This is a genomic window from Serratia ureilytica, assembly GCF_017309605.1.
Lineage (GTDB): Bacteria > Pseudomonadota > Gammaproteobacteria > Enterobacterales > Enterobacteriaceae > Serratia > Serratia ureilytica.
In genome coordinates this window covers 1,734,274-1,757,558 of sequence record NZ_CP071320.1, presented here as the reverse complement: position 1 = coordinate 1,757,558, position 23,285 = coordinate 1,734,274, and the positions used below count along the sequence as shown (strand labels likewise).

Sequence of the window (23,285 nt, the reverse complement as noted above, 5' to 3'; positions counted from 1 at the left end):
GAATGTCTCTCTATAGCGCAATGTTTATGGCTTCGCCATTAACGCCCTGCTTCAGCGACACGGCGCTGCTGCAGGGCATGCTTGATTTCGAAGCCGGTCTGGCGCAGGCCCTGGCGTCTGCAGGGATTACCGATGACGCGTCCGCGAAGATCATACGCAGCCACTGCCAGGCGGAAAAGCTCGACGCCGCCGCGCTGACGCAGTCCGCCGGATTGGCGGGCAATTTAGCCATTCCCCTCGTCAAACAATTGACGGCGTTGGTGGCGCAAACCTCACCGGAAGCGGCGCGTTTCGTTCACTGGGGGGCGACCAGTCAGGATGCGATTGACAGCGGGCTGATGCTGCAACTGCGCAGCGCGCTCGATAAAACCGACGCGCTGCTCAATCAGCTGATTGCGGCGCTGACGGCGCAATGCCGGCGCCATAGCGCAACGTTAATGGTGGGCCGCACCTGGCTGCAACACGCTTTGCCAACGACGCTGGGGCTGAAGCTGGCCGGCACGCTGGACGCCTTGCTGCGCTATCGGGCTCGTCTGGCTGAAATGCGGCCACGCGTGCTCGCGTTGCAATTCGGCGGCGCGGCCGGCACGCTCGCCTCGCTCGGCGAACAGGGTGAGCGCGTTGAGCGGGCGCTGGCGCAAGCGCTGGCCCTGCCGCGCAGCGCCACGCCGTGGCATACCCAACGCGATCGGTTGTTGGAGCTGGCGAGTTGGTATGCCGGCCTGACGGGCTCGCTCGGCAAGCTGGCGCGCGACATGTCTTTGTTGATGCAGACCGAAGTCGCTGAAATCAGCGAGCCGTCGGCCCCCGGACGCGGCGGCTCTTCCACGATGCCGCATAAGCGCAATCCGGTACTCTGCGCCGCCATCCTCAGCGCGGCCAACCGTCTGCCTGCGTTGATGTCGGGATTGTATGCCGGCCTGGTGCAGGAGCACGAACGTGCGCTGGGCGGCTGGCAGGCCGAGTGGCAAAGCCTGCCGCAGCTCCTGGTGCTGAGCGGGGCGGCATTGGCGCAAAGCCTGGATCTCATTAACGGTCTGGAGGTGCATGAAGCGGCGATGAGGCGCAATCTGGCGCTGACGCAGGGGCTGATCATGGCTGAATCGGTTACCCTGGCCTTAGCCCCCACCCTCGGCCGTCAACAGGCTCACCATCATATAGAACGGTGCTGCCGGCAAGCCCTGGCCACCCAGCAACCCCTGTTAACCCTTCTGTGCGCCGATGCGGAAGTCTCTTCCCGACTCAGCCGGGAAACCCTGGAAACCTTGCTCGATCCGGCCAATGCCACCGGCAGCACGCAGCGTTTCATTCAACAAGTCCTAGCGATGGCCGAGAGGGAGCAATCATGTTGAATTATGTCCTTGAGGGGCCTGAAAACGCCCCGGTTATTCTGTTTGGCAACTCGCTGGGCACCTCATTGGCAATGTGGCAGCCGCAGCGCGACGCGTTCATCGCCCACTATCGCATTCTGCGCTACGACGTTGCCGGTCACGGCGACTCTGCGCCCGATGAACAGCCCGGCTCGCTGGCGCGACTGGGCGAACAGGTGCTGTCCCTGCTGGACACTCTGGCGATTGATCGGGTGCATTTCTGCGGCATCTCCATGGGGGGGCTGACGGGGTTATGGCTGGCGCGCTTTCATGCCGATCGCTTGCTGACGCTGACGATCGCCAATAGCGCCGCGAAAATCGGGGTGACGGAGCATTGGCGAGAACGCGCCGCACAGGTGCGCCAGTGCGGCATGTCCGCCGTCAGCGATGGCGCGGCAGCGCGCTGGTTCACCCCGGCATTTTGCCAATCCGCCCCCGTCAAGGTGCAAACCGTCGTGCAACAGCTCACCGCCTGCGATCCCGAGGGCTATGCCGCTTGCTGCGACGCGCTGGCGACCGCCGATTTACGGGCCGAGCTGGCAGGCATCCGCGTTCCGACGCTGGTTATCGCCGGACATGAGGATGCGGTAACGACCGTCGACGATGCAAAAGCCTTGGCGGCAGGCATTCCCGACGCGCAATGCGTCATCCTGCCCGCCGCCCACCTGTCCAGCATCGAAGCCTGGCGGGCATTTAACCGCGCGTTCCGGGCCTTTTTGGATGAGCAGCTCACGCAGCGGCAACGTTATCAGCAAGGCCTGACGGTGCGCAGAGCGGTGTTGGGCGATGAGCATGTCGATAATACCCTCGCGGCGCTGTCGCCGCTCAACGAGGAGTTTCAGCATTTCATCACTCGCTACGCCTGGGGAGAAATATGGACGCGTCCGGGCTTGTCGCGCCATACCCGCAGCCTGATCACCATCGCGATGCTGATCGCCTTGAATCGCGAAGCTGAGCTGAAAATGCATATCCGGGCCGCCTTCAATAACGGCGTCACGCGTGAAGAGATCAAAGAAGTTCTGATGCATGCGGCGCTTTACTGCGGCTTACCCGCCTCGAACGCCGCTTTTCATCTGGCGCAGTCCGTCTTTGCCGAATACGACGCCGGGCGGCGACCGGACGACTAGAAGACGCGGTTATACCGGCACATCCAGCACCCTTTGGCGCAGCGCAGCAACCAGGCGCTGCTGCTCAGGGGACGAGAACGCCTCTTGCCGGGTAATGATGCCCAGCGGCTCGGCCATGCCCTGGGTAGGCAACGGCAGCGCACGCAGGTGATTGCTGAACAAGTCATCACGCACCGCGCCGTAAGGCACCAGCCACACATAGCCATACTGTAGCGTCAGGCAGCGCGCCAGCGTAACCGACAACGTCTCGACGCACCCTTCCGGCACCGCCAGCCCGTGGCTGACAATGAGCGCCTCCGCATTCTGACGCGGCACCGTACCCCGCGGGGAGAGCACCAATGGCCAGCTCAACGCCTCCGCCAGCGAGACATCCGAATGCAACAGCGGATGATGAGGCGCAACCACCAGCCGCAGCGTTTCATGATACAGCAGCTCGAAGTTGAGCCCTTCCATGCGGGAAGGGTCTGACATGCGCCCGATGCCTAACGTTAATTGCCCCGATCTCACCGCCATCATCAGCGCATCGTTGGCCAGCGTCGTAACCTGCATGCGCCAGCCGGGGGATTGCTGCTGCAACCCCACCACGACCGGCGCGACCAGGCTCACCAGCGTGGTGGGCAGCGCGCCGATATGCAGCGGCGCCGGCAGCGCCTCGCTGTCCGAGGCAAGCGTGCGCCCCAACACATTCAGCGCATCCAAAACGCGGCTGGCATCCTGCAGGAAACGCGCCCCGGCGGCGGTCAGTTCCGCCCCCTGCCGATTGCGCGAAAAAAGGCGCTCGCCGGCCAGGCTTTCCAGTTCGTTGAGCGTTTTAGAGAGCGCGGGCTGCGTGATGCCCAATTGCTGTGCGGCGCGCACCAACGTCCCCTGTTGCGCGGTAGCGACAAAGGCGTGCAGATGACGAAGGCGGATGCGTTGGCTAAAGCGAGAAGTCATGTTCATGATTTATAGTATTAACTTGCCGCCGGCGCGGCAAGCTCATTGTCAGGGCGAACGGAGGATCAAATATCAAAAAAAACGGTTTCGTTCTCGCCCTGTAACCAGATGTCGAAATGGTACACCGTCTGATCCCCGCGCTGCCGCCTTTGCGCCAATAACGTGCTGCGCCGTTTTTCCCACTCGATGAGATTCAACACCGGATCTTCGGCATTGGCTGCCTGTTCGTCGGCAAAGTAGAGACGCGTGTTCAACCCGATGTTGATGCCGCGGGCCACTATCCACAGATTGAGATGGGGCGCCATCAACCGGCCGTCGCGCCCCGTCACGCGGCCCGGTTTAATCGTCTCGAATTGCCACAGGCCGCTGGTGAAATCCGAACAGGTTCGCCCCCAGCCGCGAAACGCCGGATCGTCGGGCTTATCCAACTGGCCGTCGGCGGGGTGCTGATATCGCCCGGCGGCATTGGCCTGCCAGACTTCGACCAGCGCGTCTCTAACCGGCGTGCCGGAGCCGTCATAGACATGCCCTTCCACCACGATGCGCTCCCCACGCGTCTCCGGTTGCGTCAACACATGGGTGAAATTACGCTCGAAAATATCAAAGCCGGCGGCATGCGGCGCCAAACCGATGTGCACATAAGGCCCGGCGGTTTGCGAGGCCGTTTCAGACAAGTACTTTTTCATCACGCGGCTCCCTGTGTACGGTTCTCAAACCACGTAGCTCGATGGCCCCGCAGCACCAGATCAAAGCGGTAAGCCAGACTGTCCAGCGGCACGGCGGCGTGCATATCCAGCTCGGCAATCAGCGTGCGCATCGCATCGTCACTGCCTACCGACTGCAAGATGGGGCAGCGAACGAGCAACGGATCGCCTTCAAAATACATCTGCGTGATCAAGCGCTGCGCGAACGCCTCGCCGGAGAGCGAGAAGTGAATATGCGCCGGACGCCAGTCGCTGACCTGATTGCGCCAGGGATACGGGCCCGGCTTGATCGTACGAAAACAGTAATACCCGTTGTCGTCGGTCAGCATCCTGCCGCAGCCGCCAAAGTTGGGATCGATAGGCGCCAGATACTGATCTTTCTTGTGACGATAGCGCCCTCCCGCATTGGCCTGCCATACCTCGACCAGGGCGTTGCGCACCGGCGCCCCGAAGGCATCCCGCACAAATCCATGCACGATGATCCGCTCGCCGATCGGTAAGCCGTCTTTGGCGTAATTCAGAATCAGATCGTGATCCAGCGGGCCGATATCCGTTGGCGTGAAGACGGGGGCGGTCAGTTCAGACAGCGAGTTTTGCAATGAAATTAATGCATTGCGCGGCGACCGCAGCACGCTGGTTTTATACAGCGGCGCCAGCGCCGGCGGGTGATGACTGTAATCTCGATGCACCAGTTCTCGCGCCATCCAATCACTTTTCATCCCGGTATCCTTATTATTTGAGGGTACATGTCGACAGAGTGTAGGAAGCGCAATATGTAAAAGTAAAGTGAGAAAACCGATCGCTTTATATAACCAAAAGTAATGGAATGTTCTGAATTGACGAAACATTTCATTTGGTCCATAACATGATTCAATTCCCGTCGGTGGTCCGCCTCGCTGCTGAATGGTCGCTTTCAGGTCATCCATGACCGCTTAACTGGAGGCAATGATGAAACGTTCTATCGCGACGGTCTCGGTATCGGGTTCGCTGCCGGAAAAACTGCGGGCTATCGCCGCCGCAGGCTTTGATGGCGTCGAAATTTTCGATAACGATCTGGTCTACTACCCCGGCTCACCGGCGGAAATCCGTGAATTGTGCGCCGAACTGGGCCTGGAAATTTTACTGTTCCAACCGTTTCGGGACTTCGAAGGAGGCCCGCGCGAAACGCTGGCGCAGAACCTTTCCCGCGCGGCGCGCAAGTTCGAAGTCATGCAGCAACTGGGCTGTTCTCGCATGCTGCTCTGCAGCAATGTCTCGCCCGACAGCAGCGAAGACATGGCCACGCAAGTGAGCGATTTGCGCGCGTTGGCGGAGTTGGCCGCCGAGTATGATATTACTGTCGGTTATGAAGCGCTGGCCTGGGGACGTCACGTGAATATGTGGCGCGACGCCTGGGCGCGCGTGAAGGCCGTAGATCATCCGGCGTTGGGGATCATTCTCGATAGTTTTCATATCCTGTCGCGCGGCGATAACCTCGATGGCCTCGAGGACGTGCCGCCCGAAAAAATCGTGTTTGTCCAACTGGCGGACGCCCCGCTGTTGAAGATGGATGTGCTCGCCTGGAGTCGCCATTTCCGCTGCTTCCCCGGCCAGGGGGAGCTGAATCTGACCCAGTTCATGACCCAACTTTCCGCGCATGGCTATCGCGGCGCCTGGTCGCTGGAGATATTTAACGATGGTTTCCGCGCCTCGCCGGTACTCCCCACGGCCCAGGACGGTTTCCGATCGTTGTTGTGGCTGGAGGAGCAAACCTATGACTGGTTGGCCAAACAGCCTCTGCTGCCCAACGCCATGGCCTCGCTCATGGAACGTTCCTTATTCCATTCGCAGCCGCATCCGCCCTTGCTGGCGCTGGAGTTTATCGAATTTGCCGTCTCGCACAACGACGGGCTGGCGATGGGCCAATGGCTGACGCAGCTGGGATTGGTTCACGCCGGCGAGCACCGCTCCAAAAGCGTCTCCCTCTATCGCAACGGCAAAGTGAATGTCATTCTGAATGCCCAGCCGGAAAGCCAAGCCAGCGGCTATTATCACCTGCACGGCATTTCCCTGTGCGCCGTGGCGTGGCGGGTGCGCGGCGTAGCGCGTTTACTGCAGCGGGCGCAAGACTACGGGTACGCCATCTGGCAAGGAGAAACCGGCCCCAACGAGCGGCAAATCCCCGCGCTGTGCGCACCGGACGGCAGCCTGATTTATCTGGTGGAAGCGGACGAAGATCCCAAGAACGATATTTATCACGCCGATTTTCATCTGACGCATCGCAGCGCGCCGCCGCCCGCGCTGCAGAGCATCGATCACCTGGCGATTGCGCTGGCGGATGAATCGAGCGGCAACTGGATCATGTTCCTGCGCAGCGTGCCGGGTTTTGTGCAGGACAACGAGTGGGAATTGCCCGATCCGCTGGGTTTGGTTCGCAGCCGCGTCCTGCGCAGCCCCAACGACGCCATCCGGCTGCCGCTGAATATGTCGGTGAGCCGGGAAACGCAAATCGCCCAGGCGCTAACCGCCTATCAGGGCGCAGGCTTGCAGCACGTCGCCTTTGGCTGCGAGGATCTGTTCAGCATGGTGAAAGCGGCGCAGGCGCGCGGATTAAAAACGCTGCGTATTCCCGATAACTACTATCACGATCTCAGAGCGCGTTTCGATCTGGACCCCGCTTTCCTCTCACAGCTGCAAGCGGGCAATGTGCTCTACGATCGAGACGATCAGGGCGGAGAATTGCTGCATGTCTACACCGTGCCCTATGAAAAAGGCCGCTTCTTCTTCGAACTTCTGGAGCGCCGAGGCGGCTACCGCGGCTTTGGGGCCGCCAACGCCCCGGTTCGGCTCACCGCCATGCGTTAATCGCGCGGGCCATCAAGGCCCGCCTGTTCTTCCATCTTACTGAAAAGGTTAATGATCGCGCTCACACTCTCAGTGGCCTCCGGCGCCGCCATTCTCACGGCAATCCCTTTTCATAACATAAAGTTAACACTGCCTCGTCATTCACCGCCGGCTCAATTGTCCGATAAACGCACATTTTTTCGATTATCGCCGTTTAACGTCCGCCCAGGGGCTGCTTATAGTGATGACACTCAACTACTGCACCGGGGGCACCTCCATGTCGGGAAACAACGCAATCAATGTTCGGGCGCTGATCGACGACCGCCCGTTAGGCAAATGGCAAAAGATGATCGTGCTGCTCGGCTTTTGCATCATTGCTCTGGATGGATTCGATATCGTTATCATGGGATTTATTGCGCCAGAGCTTAAGGCGGATTGGCAAATCACTAACCGCGAACTGGGGCTGGTGATCAGCGCGGCGCTGATTGGCCTGTCGCTGGGCGCGATGCTATCCGGGCCATTGTCAGACAGATTCGGCCGCAAAGTCGTCATCATCAACAGCGTGTTCTTTTTTGGCGTTTGGACGCTGGTGACGGCGTTTTCTCAAAATATGGAGCAGATGATGTTATTTCGCCTGCTCACCGGATTGGGGCTCGGCGCCGCCATGCCGAATGTCGGCACCCTGGTGGCGGAGTTCGCGCCCGCCCGACGCCGCGCTTTCTTGATTACCGTGGTTTTCTGCGGCTTCACCTTTGGCGCCGCCTTGGGCGGATTCGCCGCGTCCTGGCTGATGCCGCGCTTCGGCTGGCATGCCGTGCTGCTGCTCGGCGGGATCTTGCCCCTGCTGTTCGCGCCCGTGCTGATGGCGGCGTTACCCGAATCGGTGTGTTTCCTGGTGGCGAAACGGGCAGATCAGGGCGGCATTCAGCGCATTCTGGCGAAACTGGCGCCCGATCGCGATTTTCGACATTCTACCGTCGTTCTGCCCCCGCCGGGCCAGGTCTGCACTCATCCGGTTAAACTGGTGGTGAGCGCACGGTACCGCTTCGGCAGTTTAATGCTGTGGGGCGCGTATTTTAGCGCGCTGTTTCTGTACTACACCTTAGGCAGTTGGCTGCCGCTGCTGATTAAAGACAGCGGTTTCAACATCGCGCAAGCGGCGGTCATCACCGCGCTGTTTCAGGCGGGCGGGACATTAGGGTCGCTATTTTCCGGGTGGTTGATGGACAGATCCGAACCGCATCGCGCGTTGGCGTCGATTTATGGGTTGGGGGCGCTGTTCACTCTGCTGATGGGGATGGCGATGGGTTACCCCCTCCTGATGGGCGGCTGCGCGATGGCCATCGGGTTCTGCATCGGGGGCGCCAACACCGGCATGAACGCGTTGTCGGCCAGCTTTTACCCCACCGAAGCGCGAGCCACCGGCTCCAGCTGGATGCACGGCATCGGCCGTTTGGGCGCTATCTTAAGCGCGCTGGCCGGGGCTGAAATGCTGGCGCTCGGTTGGAGCTTCAGCACCATTTTCGCCGTCCTGGCGCTGCCCGCCCTGCTGACGGTGGCGATGATCGTCGCCAAGCGGCGTCATCAGGCGCGTCAAGCGACAGAGCATCAATATGCCGCCTATCTGGATGCGCGTTCGAATGATGTTTGATTGCGTCGGGAAATAATCGAGAACAAAGGGGAAGGCGTGTCGGCCTGCAGGGCCGGGGCGCTTTAACTGTGATGGGGATCGTTGAAAGATTTTTTCGTAAGTGATTGAATAATGGCGGAGAGAGGGGGATTTGAACCCCCGGTAGAGTTGCCCCTACTCCAGTTTTCGAGACTGGTCCGTTCAGCCGCTCCGGCATCTCTCCTGACAACGCTTGCTATCATGCCCGCTTTTACGGCATTTTTACAGCATTAGCATACCGCTGAACGTTCAAGTGACGACTTTACGAGCAACCTGATGATTAAATGGCCGTGGAAAGCGACTCAACCTTCTCACCCCGAGGCGGATACCCAGGCACAGTGGCGGGACGCGCTGGCGATCCCGCTGCTCTCGCCGCTGAATGAGCAAGAGCGGCAGCGGCTGGTGGCCGTTGCCGGGCAGATTTTGCAGCAAAAGCGTATCGTGCCGCTGCAGGGGCTGCAGCTCACCTCGCAAATGCAGGCGCGCATCGCCCTGCTGTTCGCCTTACCGGTGCTGGAACTCGGCGCGGAATGCCTCGACGGCTTCAATGAAATTCTGCTCTACCCCACCCCGTTCGTGGTGGAAGACGAATGGCAGGACGAAATTGGCCTGGTGCACTCGGGGCCGGTGGTGCAGTCCGGCCAAAGCTGGGAACAGGGGCCGATCGTGCTCAACTGGCAAGACGTGCAGGACTCTTTCGATCTCTCCGGTTTCAATCTGGTGATCCACGAAGCGGTGCACAAGCTGGATATGCGCAACGGCGGCGTCGCCACCGGCGTACCGCCGATCCCGCTGCGCGAGGTGGCCGCCTGGGAACATGATCTGCACGCCGCGATGGAAAGCCTGCAGGACGAGATCGACATGGTCGGCGAAGAGGCCGCCAGCATGGATGCCTACGCCGCCACCGATGCGGCCGAGTGTTTCGCCGTGCTGTCGGAGTATTTTTTCAGTGCCCCCGAGCTGCTGGCCGAACGCTTCCCGGCGCTGTATCAGCACTTTTGCCGCTTCTACCACCAGGATCCGCTGGCGCGCCTGTTGCGCGGCCAGGCGGAAAACGACGCGCAATGGGCTGATTGACGGGCATATTGCTCAGATACCGAGCAGTCGCACCGCCTGGGGCAATTTAGCGTTGACACACCCGGGGCCGCTGGATATGATGCGCCCCGTTCACACGATTCCTCTGTAGTTCAGTCGGTAGAACGGCGGACTGTTAATCCGTATGTCACTGGTTCGAGTCCAGTCAGAGGAGCCATATTTAGAGAAGCCCGCTTAAGGAAACTTAAGCGGGCTTTTTGCTATGGGGCGTTTACAGCCCGCGTTTTTCCATCAGCAGCGCCAGATCGACCAACCGATTGGAGAAGCCCCACTCGTTGTCATACCAGGCAAGCACCTTCACCAGATTGCCGCCGATCACCAGCGTGGACAAGCCGTCGATGATCGACGAACGCGCATCGCCCCGGTAGTCGCTCGACACCAGCGGCTCATCGCTGTAGCCCAGGATCCCTTTCAGCGGGCCGGACGCCGCCGCCGCGCGGAACGCCGCGTTGATCTCCTCCGCCGTCGCCGGGCGTTTCAGCGTCACCGTCAGATCGACAATGGAAACCACCGGCACCGGCACCCGCAGTGAATAACCGGTCAGGCGGCCGTCCAGTTCGGGGATCACCTTGCCGAGCGCCTTGGCCGCACCGCTGGAGTAAGGCACGATAGACTCCGCCGCCGCCCGCGCGCCACGCAGATCTTTTTCCGGCTGATCGTGCAGCGCCTGGCTGTTGGTATAGGCGTGAGTGGTGTTCATCAGCCCGTATTCGATGCCGAACGCCTGATGCAGCACCTGTGCGGCGGGCGCCAGCCCGTTGGTGGTGCAGCTGCCGTTGCTGACCACCTTATGCAGCGCCGGATCGTAGAGCTGGTCGTTAACCCCCATCACCAGCGTGATGTCATCGTTCTTGGCCGGCGCCGAGATAATCACCCGCTTGGCGCCGCCGTGCGTGATGTGCACTTCCGCCTTGGCCTTGTCGGTAAAGAAGCCCGTCGCTTCGATCACCACGTCCACGCCCACGCTGTGCCAGGGGATCTCGGCGGGATCGCGCTGCGAAAACACCTGAATCGGCCGGCCGTCCAGCAGCAGCTGGTTGTCGCCGGCTTCGACCCTGGCGGCCAGGGTGCCGGAAAGCGTGTCGTATTTCAGCAGGTGCGCCAGCGTCTTGCTGTCGGTCAGATCGTTGATCGCCACCACTTCAAAATCGCTGCGCCCCAGCGCCGCGCGCAGCACGTTGCGTCCGATCCTGCCGAATCCATTAATGCCTACTCTCACCATGATGCACTCCTCGTTTTGGGCTTTGCCTCAACTCTAGCCCTGCCTCGAAGCGGCGTAAATGGCGTTTACCGATCAATTTACGCCAAATTGCGCGCATGAAAGCGTTCGCGGTATTCGCTCGGGGTCAGCTGCAGTTTTCGCTCAAACACCCGCCGCAGGTTAAGGCCGTTGCCAAAGCCGGTGGCCAGGGCGATCTGTTCGATGCCTTGCGCACTCTGCTCCAGGCGCTGTCTGGCGGTATGCAACCGCCCTTCTTCGACGAATTTGGCGGGAGAAATGCCCGTCTCGCGGGTGAACACGCGGGTAAAGTTGCGCGGGCTCATCGCCACGCGTTCGGCCAACCGTTCAACGCTGAGATCGTCGGCGAGATTCTCCAGGATCCAGGACTGCAGGTCGCGGATCGGGCCCGGCGATTTGGCCTGGTTGAGCGGGTAGCGGCTGAACTGCGCCTGCCCGCCGGGGCGGCGCAGAAACATCACCAGATCCTGCGCCACTTCACGCGCCTGCACGAAGCCGTAGTCGTCCTCCACCAGCGCCAGCGTCAGGTCGAAGCCGGAGCTGACGCCGCCGGAGGTCCAAATCGGCCCGTCCTGCACGTAGATCGGGCCGTTTTCGACCTGCACCTGCGGGAAACGCGCCTGCAGCGTTTCCGCCAGTCGCCAGTGGGTGGTCGCCCGCCGTCCGTCCAGCAACCCGGCTTCGGCCAGCAACAGTGCGCCGCCGCAAACGGAGGCGATACGGCGCGTCTGCGGCGCCGCGCGGCGCAGCCAATCCGCCACCAGGGCGCCCTCTTCTTCGCTCGCCCCTTTGCCGGCGACGATCACGGTATCGCGCGGCAGGAACGGATCGAGATCCGCCAGGCGATGGTCGGCCAGCAGGCTCAGGCCTGACAGGCCGTGCACCACTCGGTGAGATTGCGTAGTGGCGACCGCGATCTGATACAGCGGCGTCTCGGCGGCACTCAGGCGATTAGCCTGCATCAGGATATCGGCGATGCCCGCCGCTTCGAACAGCATGCCCCCTTCAGGGACGATAATCAGGAATGTGTGCATGGCGATAATAGAGAGAACGGTCAAAACAGGTCAGGAAGCCACTGTATAAGAAAAGCGCCGCCGGTTCACCCTGCGGGCATAAAAAAGCCCGCCGATAACCCCGACGGGCCTGGAAGGAATAGTCATTTAAATCTGTGGCAGAGTCACCCCGCCGGCGCGCGCCAATTGCGCCAGCAGCGCCGTTTGAAACGCCTCGTCGTGTACCGCCGCGTGAGGCTCGAACCGCTGCTGATGATGCCAATAGCCGCCGGACGCCAGGGCCTGAGGTTCATCGCTGCTCACCAGCCATGCCTGCGTCACATGCCCCAGCGCCAGATCGTCGGGCGCGTCCGCGCCGCCCATTTTGGTCGGCACCCAGCCGGGATCGACCGCGCTGCTGATGACGTCGGGCCACAGGCGCGCCACGGCGGCGGCCAGCGTGGTGACGAACAGCTTGCTGTCCGAATAAGAACCGGCGGCGCCGCCAAGCCAATCTACGCCGTTCAGCTCCGCCACGCCGTCAAAGTGCATACTGCTGCTCAGGTAGACGATACGCGTGGGGCGTTCGATCAGGGCCGTCAGCAGGTAGGGCGCTATGACGTTCACCGGCATCACCTGCGGCCCGGTGAACATGCCGGCGTTGTGGATCACCGCGTCCGGACGGCCGAGGCGATTGACCTGCTCGGCAAGCTGCCGAGTCTGCTGCACATCGGACAAATCGCCGATCGCCGCCTGTGCACCGCGATCCAGCAGATCGCGCACCGCGTCCAGACGGCCGGGTGCGCGCGCATGCAGAATCACCTGATGCCCTTCGTCCAACAGCGTTTGCGCGGCGGCGCGGCCCAGCCCGTCCACCGAACCGGTAATGAAAATGCGTGACATGCCATCCTCCGTTTAGCGCCAGCCGAGCGCCGGCGCGACATGGGTTAAAATCGATTCGATCACGTGGGCGTTGTAATCCACGCCCAGCTGGTTAGGCACGGTCAGCAGCAGCGTATCTGCTTCGGCGATGGCCTCGTCCTGCGCCAGCTGCTCGATCAACACGTCCGGCTCGGCGGCATAGCTGCGGCCGAAGATCGCCCGGGTCTGCGCGTCGATATATCCGAGCTGATCGCCCTCCTTGCCACCGCCGCCGAAGTAGTTGCGATCCCGCTGATCCACCAGCGCGAAGATGCTGCGGCTCACGGAAACCCGTGGCTCATGCGCGTGGCCGGCCTCTTGCCAGGCGGCGCGGTAGGCGCGGATCTGCTTGGCCTGCTGGATGTGGAAGGGTTCGCCGGTCTCGTCGTTCTTGAGCGTCGAGCTTTGCAGGTGCATGCCGAGCTTCGCCGCCCAGACGGCGGTGGCGTTCGAACCGGCGCCCCACCAGATGCGATCGCGCAGCCCGGCGGAAAACGGCTCTGGCCGCAGCAGCCCGGGCGGATTCGGGAACATCGGCTGCGGATTGGGTTCGGCGAACCCTTCGCCGCGCAGCGCTTCCAGGAACACTTCGGTATGGCGGCGGGCCATGTCCGCGTCGGTCTCGCCGTCGGCCGGGGCATAGCCAAAATAGCGCCAGCCGTCGATCACCTGTTCCGGCGAGCCACGGCTGATGCCGAGCTGCAGCCGCCCGCCGGCGATCAGATCCGCCGCGCCAGCGTCTTCCACCATGTACAGCGGATTTTCATAACGCATGTCGATCACGCCGGTGCCGATCTCGATGCGTTGGGTTTTGGCGCCAATGGCGGCCAACAGCGGGAACGGCGACCCCAGCTGGCGTGCGAAGTGGTGCACGCGAAAATAGGCGCCGTCCGCCCCCAGATCTTCGGCGGCGACCGCCAAATCGATGGACTGCAGCAGCGCATCCGCCGCGGAACGGGTACCGGACTGGGCGGAAGGCGTCCAGTGGCCAAACGAGAGAAAACCAATCTTTTTCATCGGGCATCGTCCTCAAAGGCAAAACATGGGCCTACAGTGACAAAAATCGCGCGCTTTGCGCCAGCAAAATCGCCCCCGATCGCACTAAACGAACCGATTGCCGCCGCGCCGCCCGGCGATTGTAATCAAAAAACAAATGTCGTATAACAGGCAGCTCCGAGGGGTGTCCTGTTACGGGCTGAGATGGCGCAAGCCGAACCCTTTGAACCTGATCTGGGTCATGCCAGCGAAGGGACGGTTAGGCAACCGCGCGATCACCCGTTGCCTGTTCATACCTCAGCGTGCCCGGATCTCCACTGACTCAAGGAGGTCCCATGTCCATCACCACCCTGTTCGAAAGCGGTCTTTACGGCCGGCTGCGCCAACAGGCCGGCAGCCACTGGCAAAATTACGTCGATCACCCGTTTCTGCAGCAGCTGGCCGCCGGCACCCTGCCTGAACGCGCTTTTCGCCGCTACCTGACGCAGGACTATCTGTTCCTGCTGCACTTCGCCCGCGCCTACGCGCTGCTGGTCAGCAAGCTGCGCACCCTGCCGGAGATGCGCGCCGCCACCGCCTCGCTCAACGGCATCGTCGCCGAACTGCCGCTGCACGTGGCCTACTGCGCCGAATGGGGGCTGAACGAAGCGCAGATCGCCGCCCAGCCGGAGGCGGCGGAAACCATGAACTACACTCGCTACGTGCTGGACATCGGCCATGCCGGCGACGCCCTCGATCTGCTGGCCGGCCTGCTGCCCTGCGTGGCCGGTTATGCCGAAATCGGCCTGCGGCTGCTGCACGATCCCGCCACCCAAATGGAGGGCAATCCTTACGCCTCCTGGATCCGCAACTACGGCGACGAGGGCTATCTGGCCGGCGTGCACGCCGCCATCGAACTGCTGGAAACCGTCGGCCACCAGCGCGGCGCACAAAGCCGCTTTACCGAGCTGGCGCAGATTTTCACCACCGCCACTCAGCTGGAAGCGGCATTTTGGCAAATGGGGCTGAACGCCTCATGACCTCCCCGCGCCTCCCGCCCGGCATCCAGGTGCGGGATCTCACTCTGCGCTTCGGTCAACAGACGATCTTTGAGCGGCTGAGCTTCGACATCGCCGGCGGCAGCTTCGTCTCCCTGCTCGGCGCCAGCGGCGCCGGCAAAACCAGCCTGCTGAAGATCATCGCCGGGCTGGCGCAGGCCAGCTCGGGCACGGTGAGCGGCAGCGACGGCCTGCCGATCGCCGGGCGCATCGCCTACATGGGGCAAAAAGACCTGCTCTATCCGTGGCTGAGCGTCGAAGACAATGTCGCCCTCGGCTCGCGGCTGCGCGGCGAAGCGCCGGATCGGGCGTGGACGGCGCACCTGCTCGAGCGCGTAGGCCTGGCCGCGCATAGCCGCAGCCTGCCCGCCGCGCTGTCCGGCGGCATGCGCCAGCGCGCCGCCATCGCCCGCACGCTCTACGAACGCCAGCCAATCGTGCTGATGGACGAACCCTTTTCCGCGCTGGACGCCATTACCCGCGCCGAGATCCAGAGCCTGGCCGCCGAGCTGCTGGCGCAAAACACCGTGCTGCTGATCACCCACGATCCGATGGAGGCTTGCCGCCTGAGCCACCGGCTGCTGGTGCTGTCGCCTTGGCCGCTGGGCCTCGACGATACCCACCGCATCAGCGGGCAACCGCCGCGCGCGCCGGATGACGCCGACCTGCTGAAAAGCCAGGCCGAGCTGCTGCTGCAAATGGTGAGGGCAGCGCAATGAATATCGCCAAAGAGCGCGGCTTCACCCGTCTGCGGCGTGGGTTGACGGTCTTCATCGGCCTGCTGCTGCTGTGGTGGCTGGCGGCGCAAAGCGGCATTCCGGCCTTTCTGCTGCCCACGCCGGGCGCGGTGGCGCAGGCGCTGTGGGACGGACGCGGCTATCTCGCCTGGCACACGCTGGTCACGGCTTCGGAGATCGTCAGCGGGCTGGTGCTGGGCGTGTTGCTCGGCGCGGCGCTGGCGCTGTGCATGATCTTCTCGCCGCGCCTGCAGCGCTGGCTGATGCCGCTGGTGCTCACCAGCCAGGCGATACCGGTGTTCGCCCTGGCCCCATTGCTGGTGCTGTGGTTCGGCTTCGGCATGAGCGCCAAAGTGGCGATGGCGGTGCTGGTGATCTTCTTCCCGGTGGTGTCGGCCTTTTTCGACGGGCTGCGCCGGGTCAACAACGACTATCTCGATCTGGCGCGCACGATGCGCGCTTCGCGTTGGGCGCAGCTGCGGCACGTGCGGCTGATGGCGGCGCTGCCGGCCTTCGGCTCCGGCCTGCGCATGGCCGCCGCCGTCGCGCCGATCGGCGCCATTATCGGCGAATGGGTCGGCTCGGCCGAAGGGCTGGGCTACGTGATGCTGAACGCCAACGCGCGCATGCAGACCGACGTCTGCTTCGCCGCGCTGTTTATTTTGGTGCTGATGACCGTGCTGCTGTGGGCTGCGGTGGATGCGCTGCTGCGGCGCCTGATCGCCTGGGCGCCGGAAAACGACTGATGATTGCAACCATAACCAGGGATAAAGGAACGACCATGATCAAACAAACCGTTTGCGGGCTGCTGCTCGGCGCCGCCATCACCGGCCAGGCCGGCGCGGCCGAAAAGCTGACGCTGGTGCTCGACTGGTACATCAACCCCGATCACGCGCCGATTATGGTGGCCGAGCAGATCGGCGCCTTCAAGGCCGAAGGGCTGGACGTTAAGATCGTGCCGCCGTCCGATCCGGCGCTGCCGCCGCGGCTGGTGGCCGCCAAACAGGCCGACCTCGCCATCACCTATCAGCCGCAGCTGCATTTCTTCGCCGATCAGGGCCTGCCGCTGATGCGCGTCGGCACGCTGATCAACACGCCGCTGAATACGGTGATCGCGCTGGATAAAAACATCACGTCGCCGGCGGATCTCAAGGGCAAAACGGTGGGTTACTCCGTCAGCGGCATCGAACAGGCGACGCTGGCCACCATGGTCGAACACGAGCACCTCAAGCCGCAGGACATCAAGCTCATCAACGTCAACTTCCAGCTGACCAGCGCCCTGCTGGCGGGCCAGGTCGATGCGGTGATCGGCGGCTACCGCAACATCGAAGCGCTGGAGCTGAAGCTGCGGGGCAAGACGCCGGTGGTGTTCAACGTCGAAGATTACGGCGTGCCTGCCTACGACGAGCTGATCATCGTCGCCCACCGCGATGCGGTGAACGAGCCGAAAATTCGCAAGTTCCTCGCCGCGCTGAAGAAAGGCAGCGACTACCTGCATGCGCACCCGCAGGACACCTGGCTGGCGTTCGCCAAGGCGCACCCGGAGCTGAATACCGAGCTGAACAAACAGGCGTGGCAAGCCAGCCTGCCGCTGTTCGCACGCGATCCGGCCAAGCTGGATCGCGCACGCTACCAGGCTTACGAACAGTTCCTGTTCGACAACAAGCTGATCAAGAAAATCACCCCGGTGGAACAGTACGCGGTGGAGCTGGACTGATCACACCGAGGCGGCCGGCGGCGCCACCGTCACCTCGCCCTGGCCGCTGCGCTGCAAGGCCGCCTTCACCAGCCCGTTGGCCTTGCAGCGTTCGATAAACGCGTTCACGTAGGCGGCGCCCTGCGTTTTTTGCCGCGGCACCGCCATCGCCTGGCGAATGGCGGTGAAATGCCCGTCCAGCACTCGGTAGCCGGGATGGGCGGCCGCGGCGGCCAGCAGCGGTTGACGCACGCCGGCCGCCGCCTCCAGCCCGCGTTCGAAAAACAGCGCGATCGCCTCGGCGGAAGTTGCCGCCCGCACCAGCTGCGCCTGCTGCAGCGTGCGCGACAAAAACAGATCGTACGCAGCGCCCTGGCCGACCGCAATGCGTACCTCCGGCCTGTCGAGCTGCGCCACCTCAAAGTAAGGCGCGTCGTTCGCCACCAGGTAAGTCCCCTCAATGATCACGTAGGGTTCGCTGAAGGCAATTTGCGCCGCGCGCACCGGCTCGATGGCCATAAACGCCAGGTTCCAGGCGCCGCTGTCCAGGTCGGCGAACACCTTGCCGGCCGCGTCATAGGTCACCAGCTCCAGCGCCACGTCCAGTTCGCGAGCCAGCGCGGCGGCCAGCTCCACCGAAGCGCCTTGCGGTTTACCGCCGGGCCCGGCCTGCGCCAGCACCGGATTGCCGAGATTGATCGCCGCGCGCAACACGCCTTGCGGGGCCAGATCGTCGAGTACCGCTGCGGAAATCGTCTGCATACTTCCTCCTGAATGGCTGATGGACGCGCCGTCGTGGCGCTCATTAAGCGTAGAGCGAAACCTCCGACCAGCAAGATTTCGCCGCCGCGGCCGCCGCCGACGTGATTAACGTCACACTATTGTCATAAAAATGTACAATAGCCGCCGACCGTCGGCCGGAGCGGGACATCGCGCGTTGTTCCGCCGCCGACAATAGGCTATACCCTTCACTTTTCGCGCCGCGGCACGGTCGGCGGCGCAGACCAGGGCAGCAACGTTTTTTTCCAATCAGACAAGGTTTGGCGGATGGTTCTCGCAGTCGTTTCGTTTGTTCTTTTTTTGGCGTCGATCTTGATTTATCGCACCCGGGCCGCCGCCAACCGCTGGTGGTTCGCCATTCTGCTGACGCTGCTCGGCAGCTATCTGGTGCTGAACGTCATTCTGATCGCCAGCAACTACTTCACCGGCGACGGCATCACCGATGCGGTGATCTACACCGTCACCAGCAGCCTCAAAGGCGCGGGCATCAGCAAATACGTGCTGCCGTTCATCGGCCTGCTGGCGGCGCTGGGGCTTATCTTCGCGGTGCTGGCCCGCAGCCTGCTGCGCCGCAAGGCCAAAGGCAGCAGCGTGGCCTACAGCCTCGTCGCCGTGCTGCTGGCGCTGTTCTCGGTCGGCACCACCCCGGCGTTTCAGGACATCTCGCTGCTGGTCAAGAGCCAGATCGTCGGCGATACCGCCGATTTCACCACCTACTACAAGGCGCCGAAAAAGACCGTGCAGGGCAAACGGCCGAACCTGGTGTACATCTATGCCGAGAGCCTGGAGCGCACCTACTTCGATACCGAGCTGTTTCCCGGCCTGGCCGACGAGCTGAACGCCCTGCGCGCAGACAGCATCGATTTCAGCAACACCCAGCAATTGCCGGGCACCGGCTACACCATCGCCGGCATGGTCGCCTCACAGTGCGGCATTCCGCTGTTCGCGCCCTTCGACGGCAACGCCTCCAGCGCGGTCTCCACCTTCTACCCGGAGAACGTCTGCCTGGGCGACGTGCTGAAGGCCGCCGGCTACAGCAACTCTTTCTATCAGGGCGCCGAGCTGGCGTTCGCCGGCAAAGACACCTTCCTGAAATCCCACGGCTTCGACCACGTTTACGGTTTCAAAGAGCTGCGCGAACAGGTCGCCGATCCGAGCTACAAAAACGACTGGGGCTGGTACGACGACAGCGTGCTGGACGTGGTGTACGGCAAGTTCGTCGAGCTGTCCAAACAGCGCCAGCCGTTCTCGCTGTTTACCCTGACCGTCGATACCCATCACCCGGACGGTTTTATCTCCGCCGGCTGCAGCAAGAAAAGCTACGCCTGGCAGAACAAGGAAAACCGCTCGCTGAGCGCGGTGGCCTGCAGCCAGCAACACATCGCCGCGCTGATCGACAAAATCAAACGCTCGCCCTATTTCAGCAACACCGTGATCGTGGTGTCCTCCGATCATCTGGCGATGAACAACACCGCCTACGACATCCTGACCAAACAGAAGCGCCGCAACCTGTTCTTTATCATCGACGGCACCCGGCCGCAGGCGGAGCAGCGCAACGAGAAACGCAGCACGCTGGATAACGGCGCCACGGTGCTGGACGTGATGGGCGGTGACAACTATATCGGCCTCGGCCGCAGCAGCCTGTCGGCGCCGTCGCTGTCTACGGTGTTCCTGAATATCGAAGAGAAAATCAACGGCTGGAAACCGGCGGTGATCAATCAGTGGGGCCTGCCGAACCGCATCAGCGACTACAGCGTGGACACGCGCCAGCGCAGCTTCAGCTTCTCCGGCGTCACCTACAAGGTGCCGTTCATTCTGCGGGTGGGCGACAACCGCATCGAACCGATGTTCAACGTCTACCTCTCCACCCCGCTGCGCAAGCAGCTGGCCGGGCTGGGGGCGGGGGAGAAATTCGTCTGGGTCGATAAATGCTACGAGATCGGCCGGGTCTGGGCGCCGCAGCTGGCGCTGAGCACCGACATCTGCGTGGCCTCCGGCACCCTGGCCTCGCCGCCGCAGATCGTGCGGGCCAGCGGCGAGCGCTTTCGTGGCAAGGTGAACTTTACCGGCCCGGCGGCGGACAGCGTCGCCGATTACCAAAACGCCGTCGCCCGCCTGCAGGTGGACGACGCGGCGATGAAGTACCGGGCGGACGCCATCGAGTTCATGCTGCCCGGCATGCCGGAACAGGTGAAAGCCATTACCGGCGTCTCCGCCGTCGAGGAGTGGGGCCGCTGGTCCGACGCCAACCTGGCGCCGGCGGTCGACATCGATTATGTCGATCCGCTGCCGAAAAGCTTCGATCTGGTGCTGCGCGCCCGCGCCTACGGCAACAACGTCGGCGAACCGATTTCGGTGCGCGTCGGCGACGAAGAGCGCTTCGTGTCGCTCGGCGAGCAGGACAGCACCGTCACCCTGCGTTTCGACAACCCGCGTGGCGCGCAGAAGATCAGCATTACCCCGCCGGCACCGACCGAGCCGAAAGAGAGCGCCAGCGGCGGCTTCACGCCGAAGAAGCTGGGCATCGGCCTGGTATCGCTGAAGGTCGAAGCGGCCGCTCCCGCCTCCTGATCCCCCCGCCTTCACGGGCGCGGTAATTTCTTTGCCGTGCCCGTCATTTCGACCAAGCTTTTACGCCCTGCTTCGGCTAACCTGTGACGGTGAAACGCCGCCAATCCCGCCCCAGAGCCGGGACATCGAAGGAGAAAGTATGAGCTATGCCCCACCTCGCAGCGGCCTCAGCGCCGATCAGGCACTCGATCAACTGGAAGCCTTGTATGACGCCGCGGTAGACGCGCTGCGGCAGGCGGTCAGTGACTTTATCAGCCACGGCACCCTGCCGGACCCGCAGGCGCGCGCCGCCGGGCTGTTCGTGTATCCCGAGCTGCGCGTCAGCTGGGACGGGCAGCAGTCCGGCCCGAACAAAACCCGCGCCTTCGGCCGCTTTACCCATCCCGGCAGCTACAGCACCACCGTGACCCGGCCGCAGCTGTTCCGCCACTATCTGGCCGAACAGCTGGCGATGCTGGAACACGACTACGCCGCCCATATCGAAGTGGCGCCGTCGCAGCAGGAGATCCCGTTCCCTTATGTGATCGACGGCTCCAGCCTGGCACTCGATCGCTCAATGAGCGCCGGTATCGCGCAGCATTTCCCCACCACCGAGCTGGCGCAGATCGGTGACGAGACCGCCGACGGCCTGTATCACACCACCGACAACCATTTCCCGCTGTCGCATTTCGATGCGCTGCGCGCGGATTTCTCGCTGGCGCGTCTGCGGCACTACACCGGCACCCCGGTGGAGCATTTCCAGCCGTTCGTGCTGTTCACCAACTACACCCGCTATGTGGACGAGTTCGTGCGCTGGGCCTGCGCGCAGATCGCCGATCCGGCCAGCCCGTACATCGCGCTCTCCAGCGCCGGCGGCACCTACATCACGCCGGAAACCAGCGCGCCCGAACAGGCGGTGTCCGATCTGGCGTGGAAAAACCACCAGATGCCGGCCTATCACCTGATCTCGCGCACCGGCCAAGGGATCACGCTGATCAACATCGGCGTCGGCCCGTCCAACGCCAAAACCATCTGCGATCACCTGGCGGTGCTGCGCCCGAGCGCCTGGCTGATGATCGGCCACTGCGGCGGCCTGCGCGAAAGCCAGAAGATCGGCGATTACGTGCTGGCCCACGCCTATCTGCGCGACGATCACGTGCTGGATGCGGTGCTGCCGCCGGATATCCCGATCCCGAGCATCGCCGAGGTGCAGCGCGCCCTGTACGACGCCACCAAGATGGTCAGCGGCATGCCCGGTGAAGAGGTCAAACAGCGTTTGCGCACCGGCACCGTGGTCACCACCGACGATCGCAACTGGGAGCTGCGTTACTCCGCTTCGGCGCGCCGCTTCAACCTCAGCCGCGCGGTGGCGGTCGACATGGAGAGCGCCACCATCGCCGCTCAGGGTTACCGCTTCCGGGTGCCGTACGGCACGCTGCTGTGCGTCTCCGACAAACCGCTGCACGGTGAAATAAAACTGCCGGGCCAGGCCAACCGCTTCTATGAAGGGGCAATCTCAGAACACCTGCAGATCGGCATCTGCGCCATCGATCTGTTGCGCGCCGAGGGCGATCGCCTGCACTCACGCAAGCTGCGCACCTTCAACGAACCGCCGTTCCGATAACGGTGCTCAGGCCCGCTGCGGCGGGCCGTTTTTTCCTCAACGCACCAGCGCCAGCGCGCGCTTCTCCTGGCTGCGGCCACCGGCGATCGACAGCAGCAGGTCTTTCACCAGCAGCGCCGGGGCGGACAGCGACTGTTGGCCCGACATGCACAGCGACAGCGGCACCGACATCGTCGGCGCATTGATGCGCGCCATCCAGGCCTTGGCCGGGCCGATCATCGCGCGCGCCACCGACTCCGGCAATACGGTCGCCCCCAACCCGCCGGCGATCGCGGCGCTCAGCGCACCCGAGGATTCAATCTCCCCCACCACGTTGACAGCCAGCTTGCGCAGCGCCATCGCCTCCTCCAGTTGGTTGCGCACCGCATCCCCCTCGCGCGGCAGGAACAGGTTCAGCCGCGCCACGTCCAGCAGCTCGACGCTGTTACCGGGATGCGGCACCGCGCGCGTCGCCACCAGATAGAGATCCTCCCGCATCAGCGCGACGGTGTGCAGACCGGCGGGCATTTTGGCGCCGTAGACCATCGCCATGTCCAGCGTTTGGTTGGCCACCTGTCCGGCCAGCGCCGCGCCGCTGTTTTCATGCAGGCTGAGCAAAATGCCCGGCTGCTGATCGCGCAGGGTTTGCAGCAGCGGCAGCGCCAGCTGCGCTGCGGTGCTCCCCGACGCCAACCCGAGAGACACCTGGCCGCTCATCGCCTGCCCGGCGCTGTTGACCGCGCTCTGCGCCTGCTCGCACTGGCGCAAAATGGTTTGCGCGTGGGCATACAGAATGTTGCCGGCCTCGGTCGGCTGCACTCCGCGCTTGGTGCGGATCAGCAGCTGTTGCTTCAGCTCCCCCTCCAGCGTCGCCAACTGCTGGCTGAGCGCCGGCTGGGCGATATGCAACACCTCCGCCGCCTGGGTCAGGCTGCCGACATCGACGATTTTCACGAAGTACTTCAGACGTCTGAGATTCATAGTGCCTCCAGCGAGCCGCTAAATTGAG

At 63.0% G+C, this 23,285-nt stretch carries 20 protein-coding genes, 2 tRNA genes and 1 riboswitch; of the genes, 12 read left to right on the top strand and 10 right to left on the bottom strand.

Annotated elements, in window-relative coordinates:
- Window positions 1-2 precede the first annotated feature (2 nt).
- Window positions 3-1,352, top strand: coding sequence for a 3-carboxy-cis,cis-muconate cycloisomerase (locus tag J0X03_RS08145; RefSeq protein ID WP_160204397.1), 1,350 nt, complete (start codon window positions 3-5; stop codon window positions 1,350-1,352).
- Entirely contained in the window at window positions 1,343-2,497 is a 1,155-nt protein-coding gene (gene pcaDC, locus J0X03_RS24360; RefSeq protein WP_160204729.1) for a bifunctional 3-oxoadipate enol-lactonase/4-carboxymuconolactone decarboxylase PcaDC, read from the top strand. Before J0X03_RS08145 ends, pcaDC begins: the two co-directional genes overlap by 10 nt.
- Window positions 2,498-2,506: 9 nt before the next feature.
- Here pcaDC and J0X03_RS08135 read toward each other — a convergent pair whose 3' ends face one another.
- From J0X03_RS08135 to pcaH, 3 genes are read right to left on the bottom strand one after another with little or no spacing between them, the layout of a single operon-like run.
- Window positions 2,507-3,439, bottom strand: a complete 933-nt coding sequence (locus J0X03_RS08135) for a LysR substrate-binding domain-containing protein (RefSeq protein WP_060660529.1) — start codon at window positions 3,437-3,439, stop codon at window positions 2,507-2,509.
- Between the two features lie 59 nt (window positions 3,440-3,498).
- Entirely contained in the window at window positions 3,499-4,119 is a 621-nt protein-coding gene (gene pcaG, locus J0X03_RS08130; protein ID WP_016927159.1) for a protocatechuate 3,4-dioxygenase subunit alpha, read from the bottom strand.
- Window positions 4,119-4,856, bottom strand: a complete 738-nt coding sequence (gene pcaH, locus J0X03_RS08125) for a protocatechuate 3,4-dioxygenase subunit beta (RefSeq protein WP_016927158.1) — start codon at window positions 4,854-4,856, stop codon at window positions 4,119-4,121. Before pcaH ends, pcaG begins: the two co-directional genes overlap by 1 nt.
- A 229-nt stretch (window positions 4,857-5,085) precedes the next feature.
- Here pcaH and J0X03_RS08120 point away from each other — a divergent pair, with 229 nt between their 5' ends.
- The gene (locus J0X03_RS08120; protein ID WP_147879971.1) at window positions 5,086-6,981 is read left to right on the top strand and encodes a bifunctional sugar phosphate isomerase/epimerase/4-hydroxyphenylpyruvate dioxygenase family protein; all 1,896 of its coding nucleotides are present in this window, start codon (window positions 5,086-5,088) and stop codon (window positions 6,979-6,981) included.
- Between the two features lie 256 nt (window positions 6,982-7,237).
- Window positions 7,238-8,611 (top strand): MFS transporter, encoded by a 1,374-nt coding sequence (locus tag J0X03_RS08115; protein ID WP_046687396.1) that lies wholly within the window; start codon window positions 7,238-7,240, stop codon window positions 8,609-8,611.
- Window positions 8,612-8,723: 112 nt separating this feature from the next.
- Here the strand turns inward: J0X03_RS08115 and J0X03_RS08110 are convergent.
- Window positions 8,724-8,813, bottom strand: a tRNA-Ser gene (locus tag J0X03_RS08110).
- A gap of 92 nt (window positions 8,814-8,905) precedes the next feature.
- Between J0X03_RS08110 and mtfA the strand changes: the two genes are divergently transcribed.
- Window positions 8,906-9,706, top strand: coding sequence for a DgsA anti-repressor MtfA (gene mtfA, locus J0X03_RS08105; protein WP_160204398.1), 801 nt, complete (start codon window positions 8,906-8,908; stop codon window positions 9,704-9,706).
- Window positions 9,707-9,805: 99 nt separating this feature from the next.
- Window positions 9,806-9,881, top strand: a tRNA-Asn gene (locus tag J0X03_RS08100).
- Between the two features lie 54 nt (window positions 9,882-9,935).
- Here the strand turns inward: J0X03_RS08100 and gap are convergent.
- The 4 genes from gap to J0X03_RS08080 form a co-directional block, all read right to left on the bottom strand.
- The gene (gene gap / locus J0X03_RS08095) at window positions 9,936-10,946 is read right to left on the bottom strand and encodes a type I glyceraldehyde-3-phosphate dehydrogenase (RefSeq protein ID WP_160204399.1); all 1,011 of its coding nucleotides are present in this window, start codon (window positions 10,944-10,946) and stop codon (window positions 9,936-9,938) included.
- Between the two features lie 77 nt (window positions 10,947-11,023).
- Window positions 11,024-11,998 (bottom strand): GlxA family transcriptional regulator, encoded by a 975-nt coding sequence (locus J0X03_RS08090; RefSeq protein ID WP_033651909.1) that lies wholly within the window; start codon window positions 11,996-11,998, stop codon window positions 11,024-11,026.
- A gap of 126 nt (window positions 11,999-12,124) precedes the next feature.
- Window positions 12,125-12,859 carry an SDR family NAD(P)-dependent oxidoreductase gene (locus J0X03_RS08085; protein WP_103100989.1) on the bottom strand — a complete coding sequence of 245 codons (735 nt, stop codon included), beginning with the start codon at window positions 12,857-12,859 and terminating at the stop codon, window positions 12,125-12,127.
- A gap of 12 nt (window positions 12,860-12,871) precedes the next feature.
- Window positions 12,872-13,894 carry an LLM class flavin-dependent oxidoreductase gene (locus J0X03_RS08080; protein ID WP_103100988.1) on the bottom strand — a complete coding sequence of 341 codons (1,023 nt, stop codon included), beginning with the start codon at window positions 13,892-13,894 and terminating at the stop codon, window positions 12,872-12,874.
- Window positions 13,895-14,043: 149 nt separating this feature from the next.
- Window positions 14,044-14,146: riboswitch (TPP riboswitch) on the top strand.
- A 62-nt stretch (window positions 14,147-14,208) separates the two neighbouring features.
- On the opposite strand from J0X03_RS08080, the gene J0X03_RS08075 reads away from it, so the two are divergent.
- From J0X03_RS08075 to J0X03_RS08060, 4 genes are read left to right on the top strand one after another with little or no spacing between them, the layout of a single operon-like run.
- The gene (locus J0X03_RS08075) at window positions 14,209-14,892 is read left to right on the top strand and encodes a TenA family protein (protein WP_069100809.1); all 684 of its coding nucleotides are present in this window, start codon (window positions 14,209-14,211) and stop codon (window positions 14,890-14,892) included.
- Window positions 14,889-15,629, top strand: a complete 741-nt coding sequence (locus J0X03_RS08070) for an ABC transporter ATP-binding protein (RefSeq protein WP_033651821.1) — start codon at window positions 14,889-14,891, stop codon at window positions 15,627-15,629. Before J0X03_RS08075 ends, J0X03_RS08070 begins: the two co-directional genes overlap by 4 nt.
- The gene (locus J0X03_RS08065; RefSeq protein ID WP_033643681.1) at window positions 15,626-16,393 is read left to right on the top strand and encodes an ABC transporter permease; all 768 of its coding nucleotides are present in this window, start codon (window positions 15,626-15,628) and stop codon (window positions 16,391-16,393) included. The genes J0X03_RS08070 and J0X03_RS08065 overlap by 4 nt, the downstream gene beginning before the upstream one ends.
- A 35-nt stretch (window positions 16,394-16,428) precedes the next feature.
- Complete coding sequence (locus J0X03_RS08060) at window positions 16,429-17,364, top strand: ABC transporter substrate-binding protein (RefSeq protein WP_103100987.1); 936 nt, start codon at window positions 16,429-16,431, stop codon at window positions 17,362-17,364.
- Here the strand turns inward: J0X03_RS08060 and J0X03_RS08055 are convergent, their stop codons facing one another.
- The gene (locus tag J0X03_RS08055; RefSeq protein WP_122003972.1) at window positions 17,365-18,105 is read right to left on the bottom strand and encodes a transporter substrate-binding domain-containing protein; all 741 of its coding nucleotides are present in this window, start codon (window positions 18,103-18,105) and stop codon (window positions 17,365-17,367) included.
- 285 nt (window positions 18,106-18,390) lie between these two features.
- Here J0X03_RS08055 and opgB point away from each other — a divergent pair, with 285 nt between their 5' ends.
- Together opgB and J0X03_RS08045 are read left to right on the top strand one after the other, a co-directional pair.
- Window positions 18,391-20,694 carry a phosphatidylglycerol--membrane-oligosaccharide glycerophosphotransferase gene (gene opgB / locus J0X03_RS08050; protein ID WP_103100985.1) on the top strand — a complete coding sequence of 768 codons (2,304 nt, stop codon included), beginning with the start codon at window positions 18,391-18,393 and terminating at the stop codon, window positions 20,692-20,694.
- A gap of 139 nt (window positions 20,695-20,833) precedes the next feature.
- Complete coding sequence (locus J0X03_RS08045; RefSeq protein WP_033643685.1) at window positions 20,834-22,297, top strand: AMP nucleosidase; 1,464 nt, start codon at window positions 20,834-20,836, stop codon at window positions 22,295-22,297.
- A gap of 36 nt (window positions 22,298-22,333) precedes the next feature.
- Here J0X03_RS08045 and nac read toward each other — a convergent pair whose 3' ends face one another.
- On the bottom strand, window positions 22,334-23,257 hold the full coding sequence (gene nac, locus J0X03_RS08040) for a nitrogen assimilation transcriptional regulator NAC (protein WP_033643686.1): 924 nt from the start codon (window positions 23,255-23,257) through the stop codon (window positions 22,334-22,336).
- Window positions 23,258-23,285: the final 28 nt, after the last annotated feature.